Consider the following 9815-nt stretch of genomic DNA (forward strand, 5'->3'; position numbering starts at 1 on the left):
CGCAGTATCCATTAATCTAAATGTCTGAAGCAGTTGGCGGGTCGTGGCATGCAGGGAGGGGGCCGCGCGGATGCGGCGTGCTGGCATGGTGACTCTTAGTGTCGGGATATAAGAGGCTCTTTGGCTGGTCCAACTTTGTTTTCCATCTGCCATGCCAGGAGTGCTTTCGATGCCGCTGCCCCGTCGCTTGATTTTGCTGTCTTGTTTCCTGTGGCCCTTGGCCAGCCTCGCGGCCGCAGAGCCAGCGGATGCTGGCGCGGGAAAATTCGCCAAGCTCGAAAAGGATTTTGGCGGTTCCATCGGCGTTTACGCGATTGACGCCGGCTCCGGCGCGACTTTGAGCTACCGCGCCGATGAGCGTTTCCCCCTATGCAGCTCGTTCAAGGGTTTCCTGGCGGCAGCGGTTCTGGCTCAGGAGCAGAAGCAAGCCGGTCTGCTGGATAAGCGCGTTTCTTACGGCAAGGAAGCGCTGATCTCTTGGTCCCCCATCACGGAAAAGCACCAGGCAAAGGGGATGACCGTGGCGGGGCTGTCCGCGGCAACCGTGCAATACAGCGATAACGCCGCCGCCAATATTTTACTCAAGGAGCTTGGCGGGCCGGCGCAACTGACCGCATTCATGCGCTCGATAGGAGACCAGACGTTCCGCCTGGACCGTCGGGAGCCGGAGCTGAATACGGCTATTCCCGGCGATGCGCGAGATACCTCATCGCCGCGCGCCGTGGCGGAAAGCTTGAGAAAGCTGACCTTGGGCTCCGCGCTGGCGGCCCCGCAGCGGCAGCAACTGATTGACTGGCTAAAGGGCAATACCACCGGCGACAAACGCATCCGGGCGGCGGTGCCGGCTGGGTGGGCGGTGGGCGATAAAACCGGCACTTGCGGCGCATACGGCACGGCGAATGATTACGCGGTGATCTGGCCGACGGGGCGCGCGCCCGTTGTGTTGGCGGTGTACACGAAGGCGCAGGATAAGGCGCTCAAATCCAGCGACGCGGCGATTGCCGCCGCGGCCAAAGCGGCATTGGAGGGATTGGGCGTGATCCTTCATTAAGACGGCGCCCTGCGCGGCGCGCGTTCGCCTACGCGGGCGGAGCCAAGCGCGGGCCGAAACGGGCGAGCCGCTTCGGCCGAAAAGCCGAATAACGCCGCCCTCTGCCGGATAAAACAGCCCGTTCGCTGAAAAGCGGCGGGCTGTTGGTTTTGATGGGAAAGGGTTAAGTGGATGGCGGCTCCGCCGAAGGCGGCGCGGGTTTGCCGACAGCTCTAGGCGGTGCCATGCTCAAGGAATATTCCTCGCTTGTGCTTTGCCGCGCGCTGTTCATAAACTGATCAGAACAACACCTCATGCGCGATGAAGAGCCACGCACCGCTGCCGCTTATCGCTGCCATCAAGCAGGCATCAAGGAGATGACTCGTTGCGCGCTCAATCCACTCTTGAAACCGCCCGCTTGCCCGCAATCGCTAAAATCCTGCTGCTGGGCTGGCTGTATTTCTTCGCCGGCTGGCTGGGCTTGCGGATTCCCACCATCGGCGCCCATATCACCCTGATCTGGCTGCCCACCGGCATTGCGGTGGCGGCTTTGCTGCGTTGGGGCTGGCGATATTGGCCGGGGGTGTTTCTGGGCGCGTTTTTGGTCAATGTTTCCGTCGATGCTCAGTTAGGCTTGGCCGCGGCGATTGCCTCTGGCAATACTCTGGGGCCGCTTCTTGCTGTGGCATGGCTGCGGCGCAAGGGTTTTTGCCTGGCGATGGAGCGGCAGCGCGATGTCGGCCTGTTTGTCGCGGCGGCGGTTTGCGGCATGACGCTGTCTGCTGCGGGCGGGGTGTTCAACCTCTATCTGTGGGGAATGGCGCCGCTCAGCGGCTTGCCCATCGCCTGGCTAACCTGGTGGATGGGCGATGTCATCGGCGTATTGCTTGTCGCCCCCATCTTGCTCACCGTGAATCGCCGCAGCCTGGAGCCGCTGATGCGTGAAAAGCGCACCCTGGCTTACTGGCTCTTGATTGCCGCGCCCATCGTCTGGCTGGGTTTCTTTCAGGATTATTCGGAAACCATTCATGTTTTCCCTTTGGCGTTTTTGACCCTGCCGCTGCTCGCCTGGGCCGCCGTGCGCTTTGGCAATGTGGGCACGGCAATCACGACGTTGGCCTTCTCCATGATCGCCGCTTGGGCCACCGCCGCCGGACATGGCATTTTCCATACGGCGAACATGCATGCCAGCCTGTTTCTACTGTGGTGTTATATGGCGACCATGGTCCTGACCGGTTTGCTTATCTCAGCGCTGCAGGCGGAGCGGTGGCATACCGAGACGGCATTGCGGCAAAACGAGGAGAAGCTGCGCGGTTTATACGAGCTGTCGCCGTTGGGCATCGCCTTGAATGACATGAGCGGCCGGTATATCGAGTTCAACGAAGCGTTTCGCCGGATTTGCGGCTACTCGGAAGAGGCTTTGAAGCAGCTTGATTATTGGGCGCTGACGCCCGATAAGTACGCGGCCGATGAGGCCAGGCAACTGGAGTCGCTTAGGCAACGCGGATGCTATGGACCCTATGAGAAAGAATACATCCGGCAGGATGGCAGCCTGATCCCCTTGCAGCTCAACGGCATGCTGATCACCGGCAGCGACGATCAACCCTATATCTGGTCCATCGTAGAGGACATCACGGCGCGTCGGCGCGCGCATGAGCAACTGGTCAAGCTCTCTCAAGCGGTGGAGCAAAGCACGGACAGCATCATCATCACGGATGCCAATGCCCGGATAGAGTACGTCAATCAAGCTTTTGTCCGCATTTCCGGCTATAGCGCCGAAGAGGCGATAGGCCGCAATCCCAGATTCCTGGGCTCAGGCCAGACGCCAAGAAGCACCTATGCCGAGCTTTGGGGGGCCTTGTCGCAAGGTTTGCCCTGGGAAGGAGAATTGATCAACCGGCGCAAGAACGGCGAAATCTACCCGGAATACACCATCATTTCGCCCATTCGGCAGGAGGACGGGCACATCAGCCATTATGTCGCCTCCAAAAAAGACAATACCGAACAACACCGCGCCAATGAGGAACTGGCGAGACATCGCAATCAATTGGAAGAGTTGGTTGCGCAAAGAACGGAAGAGGTGGCCCGCGCCGCGCAGAACACTCGCGTGCTGATCAAGCATGCGCCCATCGCCATGGCCATGTTCGATAGGGAAATGAATTACCTGGAAGCCAGCGACCGCTGGTTGGCCGAGTTCGGACGCGGTTACCAGGACATGACTGGCTTGAACCATTATGTCGTGCACCCGGACCTTCCCGATGAGTGGAAAGCCGTGCACCGCCGAGCGCTGGCGGGCGAGACCATCAAGAATGACGAAGACTTATGGCGACAGGCCGATGGCCGCCAGCATTGGCTGCGCTGGGCATGTCTTCCCTGGGACAGGCCGGACGGCACGATAGGCGGCCTCATCATATCGGCCGAAGACATCACGGAGCGCAAACGGGCGGATCAGACGCTGGCCTCCGCCAAGGTGGCCGCCGACAACGCCAACGCGGCGAAGGGCGCATTCCTGGCCAATATGAGCCACGAGATACGGACGCCGATGAACGCCATCCTGGGCATGGCCCGCATTGGCTACCGAGACAGCCATATGCAGAGCGGCATGCAGCAGATTTTTGGCCGCATACTCAAGGCGGGAGAGTATCTGCTTGGCGTCATCAACGACATCCTGGACTTTTCCAAGATAGAGGCCGGGAAATACGCCATAGAAGCGGAGCCTTTCCGCCTGGCCGACGCCATCGACAACGCCAACAGTTTCATTGCCTCGCGCGCCCAGGAAAAGGGCATTCTGTTTCGATTGCAAGGGATTGAAACGCAGCCAGAGTGGATGCGCGGCGATCCGCGGCGGCTGCAGCAAATCCTCACCAATCTCTATTCCAATGCCGTGAAATTCACCGCCGAGGGCGAGGTCTCGCTGCGCCTGGAGCGGCAGGGCGACACCACCCGGTTTTGCGTGTCCGATACCGGCATAGGCATCAGCGCGGAGCAGATGTCCAGACTGTTCACGCCATTCGAACAGGCCGATTCGTCCATCACCCGCAATTTTGGCGGGACTGGCCTGGGCTTGGCCATTTGCCGGCAATTGGCGCATCTGATGGGCGGAGAAATCATCGTTTCCAGCCGGCTGGGGCTAGGCAGCGCGTTCACCCTGACGCTCCCTTTGCCGGAGGCGGCCGCGCCGGACAGCGCTTCCGATGAGGAAATCTCCAGCCCGCTGGCGGGGTATCGGCTTTTGGTCGCCGAGGATGTGGAAGTCAACCGGCTGATCATTGAAGACTTGCTCGAGCGGGCCGGCGCGAGCGTGACGTTCGCCGTAAACGGCAAAGACGCGGTGGCGCGCGTGATGGAATCGCCTCAAGCCTTCCATGCTGTTCTGATGGATGTGCAAATGCCCGTCATGGGCGGCTACGAGGCCACCGGACGCATTCTGCAGATTCAACCCTCGCTGCCCGTCATCGGGCTGACCGCGCACGCGTTGATTGAGGAACAGGTTCGCTGCCTGGCTGCCGGCATGGTCGCCCATGTGACCAAGCCGACAACGCAGCCCATGCTGGTGTCAGCCATACGGCAGCATGGCAAGACGCCGGCCGACTCTGCGCCTCATCTCCAGGAAAAAGCCGCCAACCCTGTTTTGGCCGGCTTGTCTGGCGAGCTGGAGCTGATGGATTGGCGAGCCTTCTTGGCGGAGTATGGGGAAAAGCCGGAGCTGGTGCAAAAGCTGATTCGAAGCGCCCGCGTCGGGCAGCGGGATAAGCCCGCCTCCTTGCGCGCCGCCGTCAGCAAGCAGGATCTGGAGCAATTGAGATCCGCCGCTCACGCCATACGCGGCGTGGCAGCCAGTTTGAAGGCGACGCCGCTTTCCAGCATGGCGGGACTGCTGGAGCACGCCGCCAGCGAGGACGCGCAAGACGCCGAGGCTTTGGCCCTGCAACTGGCGGACATGGTGGAGCAATGGCTGGAGGAGCTGACACGCCATGAGCGTTAGGATTGGGTAGGCCGGTTTCCTTCTTGGCCCCGCAAGCTCCGTGAGGCGCCTGGCAAGCAGCATGAAAATGTTGATGCCATTCCGCTGGGCATTGCGCTGCTTTTTATGCTTCTAATCAAGCAGGCCCCAATTTTTTATGGACGGATGCTTCGCGGCGCAGTCGTCGATAGCGGCCCGGACTTTGTCCGACAATCCGCTTGAACGCGGTATGGAATGCCGCTTCCGACCCATAACCTATGCTTTCGGCTACGGAGGCGATGCTTTTCCCCGCGCTAAGCGCGGCGCAGGCCTTGGCGATGCGCCAATGGGCCAGGTAGTCGATGGGCGTCATACCCACCCGTGTGCGGAAACGTTCGGAAAATGCGGTGCGCGACATCGCCACCGCCGCGGCAAGCTCCTCCACTTTCCAGTGACGGGCAACGTCCGCATGCATCAGGCACAGAGCCTTGCCTAGCTTGGGCTCGGCCAGCGCGCCCAGCCAGCCCGGCGCATGCTCGCCGGACGCCAGATAGGCGCGCAGCACTTGCACCAGCACCAGATTGGCCAGGCTGGCCGCGGCAACCGATGCTGCGGGGCGCGGCGTTTCCGTTTCAAACCGCAGCAGTTCCAGCGTGGCGCGCAGCGCCGGCGCGCTTTCCGACGCCGCCGGGATATGGATCAGCGGCGGCAGAGACTTCAGCAGCAGCGAGCCGACATTGGTGTCGAAGATGAAACGGCCGCCCGCCGCGCTGACGCTCTCTTCCCCCTGGCCATAGCGCACAATCCCATCCTCGCAACGATTCGCCGCGAGCACCACGCGGCCATCGACCGGCGCGAGCGAGGGATCGCTGCCGGTGCAATAGGCCTGCCCTTGGGTCAGCAGGTAGAAATCGCCCTGGTTCAGTCTGAGCGGCGGAGCGCCGTCCTCGAACCACAGCCAGAACGCGCCAGCCAGCACGCCGCCGAACTTCATGTGCTGATAAGCGGAAAAACGCAGCGACCAAGCGCCATGCGCCTCGAACCGCGCCGACAGCACGCTTTCGACTTTTAGCAGGTGGAAGACATCGGAGAGCGGGTCCATGCGGATTTGTACGATCAATAAATAATTTTGCTGAATCAATTATAGATTGAACGAGATGGGCAGGCGAACATGCACCCTCTTGGGTACGAGGTAGGGAGAGCATCATGTTGGCCATCAAAGACAAGGTAGTGATCATCACCGGCGCGAGCAGCGGAATCGGCGCGGCAACCGCGCTGCTATTGGCGGAGCGGGGAGCGAAAGTTGTGCTGGGGGCGCGCGGCGAACATCGGCTCCGCCAGCTGGCCGAGGGCATCGAGCAAGCGGGCGGACACTGCGCATGGGCAAGCGCGGACGTCAGGCGGCGGGAGGACGTGTCCCGGCTGGTCCAACTGGCATGCGCGCGCTACGGCAAGCTGGACGTATTGATCAACAACGCCGGCGTCGGTCCGATCTCCCCGCTGGATGAGTTGCACATCGACGATTGGGAAGACATGGTGGACGTCAACATCAAAGGCGTGTTGTACGGAATCGCCGCGGCGCTGCCGGTCTTCCGCTCGCAAGGCTTCGGCCACTTCATCAACACCGCGTCCACCGCCGCCCACCGCATCGTGCCAAATATGGCAGTGTATGCCGCAAGCAAAGCTGCCGTGCGAGCGATCTCCGAGGGCTTGCGGCAGGAGGCTGGCGACAAGCTGCGGGTGACGGTGATTTCACCCGGCTTCACGCGGACCCACTTCGCCGAGTCCATGACCAACCAGGCAGTCAAAGCGCAAATCACCGCCAGCATGGAGGCATTCGCCATGCCGCCGGAAGCGGTGGCCCGGGCGATTGCGTTTGCCATCGAACAGCCGGCCGACGTGGATGTGGGAGAAATCATTATCCGTCCCACGGCGCAGGGATAGATGCAGAGACGTAGGGTGCAATACCCGGCTCGAAGCGATTGGATGCTGCGATCTTCCGCAGGGCTTTGCACCGTTTTGGCATTCCGCGAAATCCAAAACAGCCTGCCGCAGGGAAGCGGGCAGGCTGTTGGTGTTTATGGCGCGTGGTTTAGAGGACGCGGGTGAGCAGCGTCAGCGACTCGTTCATACGCTTGTCCAGCGGCGCAAGCATCTCGGTGATGCGGCTGGACGGCAGGCGGACGTCGCAAGCGTAGGGTGCAATACCCGGCTGAAACGATGGGATGCCGCGATCTTTCAGCCGGGCATTGCACCGCCATATCGCAGTGAATCGCATTGCGGTGGAACTCCCGGCGTGGCCGGGATTCCACCCTACAAAATCCGCCGAATCCAAAACAGCCTGTCGCCGGGAAGCGGGCAGGCTGTTGGCTTTTATGGCGCAGGGCCAGGGCCTACAGCACGCGGGTGAGCAGCATCAGCGACTCGCCCATGCGTTTGTCCAGCGGCTCCAGCAATTCCTTGAGGCGGTAGTATGGTGGAAGCCGTCGTCCTGCGCACAAGTAGACAGTTGAGCGACTGTAAGTTCTGGGGACTTATGCAGTTTTCAGATTTCGCAGAATTTCTGGATGTTGTTCAGCGACTTTTAGCAGCGTTTTTGCCGCGCCGGTAGGCTGCCGCCTATTTTGCTCCCAGTCTTGCAGGGTGCGAGTGCTGACACCCAAGAGGCCAGCAAAAGCGGTCTGTGACAGGCCCACCTTGGCGCGAGTGGCGGCTATTGGCGAAATCTCCACTTTAGTGACGCGGGCGGCTTTGCCGGCTTTCATTTCCTTGACCGACTGCAGCAAGTCAGCCTGGAATTGTTCCATTTCCTTATCCACGTTCCACCTCTTCACGTAGCTGCTTGAGGAATGCCGCAGGCAAGTTATCGAACTTGGCCTTGGTATAGGCAATCAGCAAGTAAATTTGCCCATCTTCAAGCAAATTGTAGTAAATCACCCGGACACCACCGCGCTTGCCTATACCTGAGCGGGACCAATGCACCTTGCGCAAGCCACCCGCTCCGGGGACAACGGTTCCCGCAAGGGCGTTGTTTGCAAGCCATTCAATAAAGGCCAAACGTTCAGCGGTGGACCAGATTTCATCAGCACAACGCTTGAAGACTGCAGTCTCAATGACGGTGTACATACCATTATTATACGGCATTGCCGTATATCGGCAATGCTCATGAGTGAGAAGGCGCCAGCCTGCCATCAAAAGTGGCTAAGGTGGCAAGGGTTTGGCAAAACAGCCAGTCCGCTGAAGCGGGCTGGCTGTTGGCGTTTATGGGGCAGGGCTTACAACACGCGGGTGAGCAGCGACAGCGACTCGCCCATGCGTTTGTCCAGCGGCTCCAACAATTCCTTGATGCGGCTGGATGGCAGGCGCACGTCGTCGCCCAGGCAAGCGAGCAGATCGATCACCGATTGCAAACCCAGCTGGCCGTGGGCGAGGTGGCAGATGGACTCCACCACCGCCTGCTCGATGTCGTGGCACAAATGCGCCACGCGCGCGGCCGGCTCTCTGACCTTGGCTTGGTCCTTGCCGGACAATTGCTCTTGCAAGGCGGCAAAGGCTTCATGCAGCCGGGTCATGGCCAGCAGGCTGGGCGGATGGGTGGGGACTTGATTGTGCAGCAGCCAGCGGCTGCGGGCGGGGTGGTGGTTCTTCAGGGAAACAGCAAGGTGAGACGAACTGCGGGTGATGCTAGGCATGGCAAAACCCTCATTTTGATTGGGCGCTGTCACCGATTGGCTGACGCAGCGCTGGATACGATCTTGACGGAACGATCAGGCTTGGTTGTTGTGAATTACGGTATGGGAATTTTCTGCATAAGCACCTCCATGTGTGGCTGTCAAAGCAGCGCATAGCACATAATGAGTGTCATGAAGATATCAATAACAATCAAAAAGTCACTTATAGTTAACATTTTGCAAATCATACCGCGTGGCTTGAGCGCTAGCAAGCGCTGATGCTATCGGGGTATGGAAAACACAACAAAACCCTTAACCGCGCGAGCGGTTTTCGCTCGCAACCTGCGGATCGCCAGACGCCTGCACGATGTGTCGCAGGAGGCGTTGGCCTTGCAGGCGGGGATGAGCAGAACCTATGTTTCGGAGATCGAGCGCGGCGAGCGCAATGTCTCCATCGACAACATGGGCGCACTGGCTGACGCCTTGGGCGTGGCGCTGAGAGACTTGGTTGACCCGGAGATGTTTGGCGGCTTGCTGGACAAGGCGAGCAAGTAGCGGGCGGTTTGCCTGTGATGCGCTTGTTGGAATCCGCTGCGCGGATGAAGGTTTGGATTGCCGGGGCTGCCCGGCGGCAGGGAGGGGGTATTTGCCTGATTTATGACCTCACTCGGTATCCCGGCCACCCTGCAAGCCTGGCCTGCGGCTTCCCGCCGGTTCCCGTCAGGCCCGAGGCGCGGCTGAACTCTCTGCGTGCGAATCTCTCATTGGGCGAGGCGAAGCCTCGCACGTAGAGATTCGCTCAGCGATGCGCGCTACCGTCGCGGAACTCAAACATGCAGCCGCTTAAAACCTCGGGCCTGCCACCCGGCGGCAGGCTTGAAGGGATTGGGGCGCGTCGCTAACGTGCCAGTTTTTGCGAGTGTTTGGCTGTGTTGGGGCATGTAATGGAGCTTGTTTAATCGGTTTCAGAGCCGAACCGACTTGCTCCTATCCCATCAGCGCAAGCCGACTCCGAAGCCATTTTCAAGGTTTTAAGACGCCGGTTTGTTCGACGCCGCGCGACGGTAGCGCGCGGCTAGCAGGCCGTTGAAAAACACGTCGATATTGCCCCAACCCATTTCCATATGAACAAAAATGGGCGGTTTCAGCGGGCAGAATGCCAATAAATCCG

General features: G+C 60.3%; 9 protein-coding genes. 4 read left to right on the forward strand and 5 right to left on the reverse strand.

Translation table 11 applies throughout. The features are described 5' to 3' along the window. Positions 1–169 precede the first annotated feature (169 nt). The gene (gene bla / locus C2I19_RS21585; protein WP_103904611.1) at positions 170–1051 is read left to right on the forward strand and encodes a carbapenem-hydrolyzing class A beta-lactamase; all 882 of its coding nucleotides are present in this window, start codon (positions 170–172) and stop codon (positions 1049–1051) included. Positions 1052–1448: 397 nt separating this feature from the next. After that, complete coding sequence (locus C2I19_RS21590) at positions 1449–5015, forward strand: PAS domain S-box protein (protein WP_146056933.1); 3567 nt, start codon at positions 1449–1451, stop codon at positions 5013–5015. A 115-nt stretch (positions 5016–5130) separates the two neighbouring features. Here the strand turns inward: C2I19_RS21590 and C2I19_RS21595 are convergent, their stop codons facing one another. Continuing rightward, entirely contained in the window at positions 5131–6075 is a 945-nt protein-coding gene (locus tag C2I19_RS21595; protein ID WP_103904617.1) for an AraC family transcriptional regulator, read from the reverse strand. Between the two features lie 104 nt (positions 6076–6179). Here C2I19_RS21595 and C2I19_RS21600 point away from each other — a divergent pair, with 104 nt between their 5' ends. Then, positions 6180–6917, forward strand: coding sequence for an SDR family oxidoreductase (locus tag C2I19_RS21600; RefSeq protein WP_103904613.1), 738 nt, complete (start codon positions 6180–6182; stop codon positions 6915–6917). Between the two features lie 148 nt (positions 6918–7065). Here C2I19_RS21600 and C2I19_RS22695 read toward each other — a convergent pair whose 3' ends face one another. From C2I19_RS22695 to C2I19_RS21620, 4 genes are all read right to left on the reverse strand, one after another. Beyond that, positions 7066–7251 carry a DUF1484 family protein gene (locus tag C2I19_RS22695; protein ID WP_233201326.1) on the reverse strand — a complete coding sequence of 62 codons (186 nt, stop codon included), beginning with the start codon at positions 7249–7251 and terminating at the stop codon, positions 7066–7068. A gap of 256 nt (positions 7252–7507) precedes the next feature. Further along, entirely contained in the window at positions 7508–7780 is a 273-nt protein-coding gene (locus C2I19_RS21610; protein WP_199181330.1) for a helix-turn-helix domain-containing protein, read from the reverse strand. 4 nt (positions 7781–7784) lie between these two features. After that, entirely contained in the window at positions 7785–8099 is a 315-nt protein-coding gene (locus C2I19_RS21615; RefSeq protein WP_103904615.1) for a transcriptional regulator, read from the reverse strand. 149 nt (positions 8100–8248) lie between these two features. Continuing rightward, positions 8249–8665: a DUF1484 domain-containing protein gene (locus C2I19_RS21620; protein WP_103904616.1), complete on the reverse strand. Its 417-nt coding sequence runs from the start codon at positions 8663–8665 to the stop codon at positions 8249–8251. A gap of 270 nt (positions 8666–8935) precedes the next feature. On the opposite strand from C2I19_RS21620, the gene C2I19_RS21625 reads away from it, so the two are divergent. After that, on the forward strand, positions 8936–9199 hold the full coding sequence (locus C2I19_RS21625; protein ID WP_046155361.1) for a helix-turn-helix domain-containing protein: 264 nt from the start codon (positions 8936–8938) through the stop codon (positions 9197–9199). Positions 9200–9815 lie beyond the last annotated feature (616 nt).

The sequence above is a fragment of the Chromobacterium alticapitis genome (assembly GCF_002924365.1).
GTDB lineage: Bacteria > Pseudomonadota > Gammaproteobacteria > Burkholderiales > Chromobacteriaceae > Chromobacterium > Chromobacterium alticapitis.

Coding starts and splice junctions, on each gene's coding strand:
- bla (WP_103904611.1), top strand. CDS start 170: ATGCCGCTGCCCCGTCGCTTGATTTTGCTGTCTTGTTTCCTGTGGCCC.
- C2I19_RS21595 (WP_103904617.1), bottom strand. CDS start 6,075: ATGGACCCGCTCTCCGATGTCTTCCACCTGCTAAAAGTCGAAAGCGTG.
- C2I19_RS21600 (WP_103904613.1), top strand. CDS start 6,180: ATGTTGGCCATCAAAGACAAGGTAGTGATCATCACCGGCGCGAGCAGC.
- C2I19_RS22695 (WP_233201326.1), bottom strand. CDS start 7,251: ATGCGATTCACTGCGATATGGCGGTGCAATGCCCGGCTGAAAGATCGC.
- C2I19_RS21610 (WP_199181330.1), bottom strand. CDS start 7,780: ATGGAACAATTCCAGGCTGACTTGCTGCAGTCGGTCAAGGAAATGAAA.
- C2I19_RS21615 (WP_103904615.1), bottom strand. CDS start 8,099: ATGTACACCGTCATTGAGACTGCAGTCTTCAAGCGTTGTGCTGATGAA.
- C2I19_RS21620 (WP_103904616.1), bottom strand. CDS start 8,665: ATGCCTAGCATCACCCGCAGTTCGTCTCACCTTGCTGTTTCCCTGAAG.
- C2I19_RS21625 (WP_046155361.1), top strand. CDS start 8,936: ATGGAAAACACAACAAAACCCTTAACCGCGCGAGCGGTTTTCGCTCGC.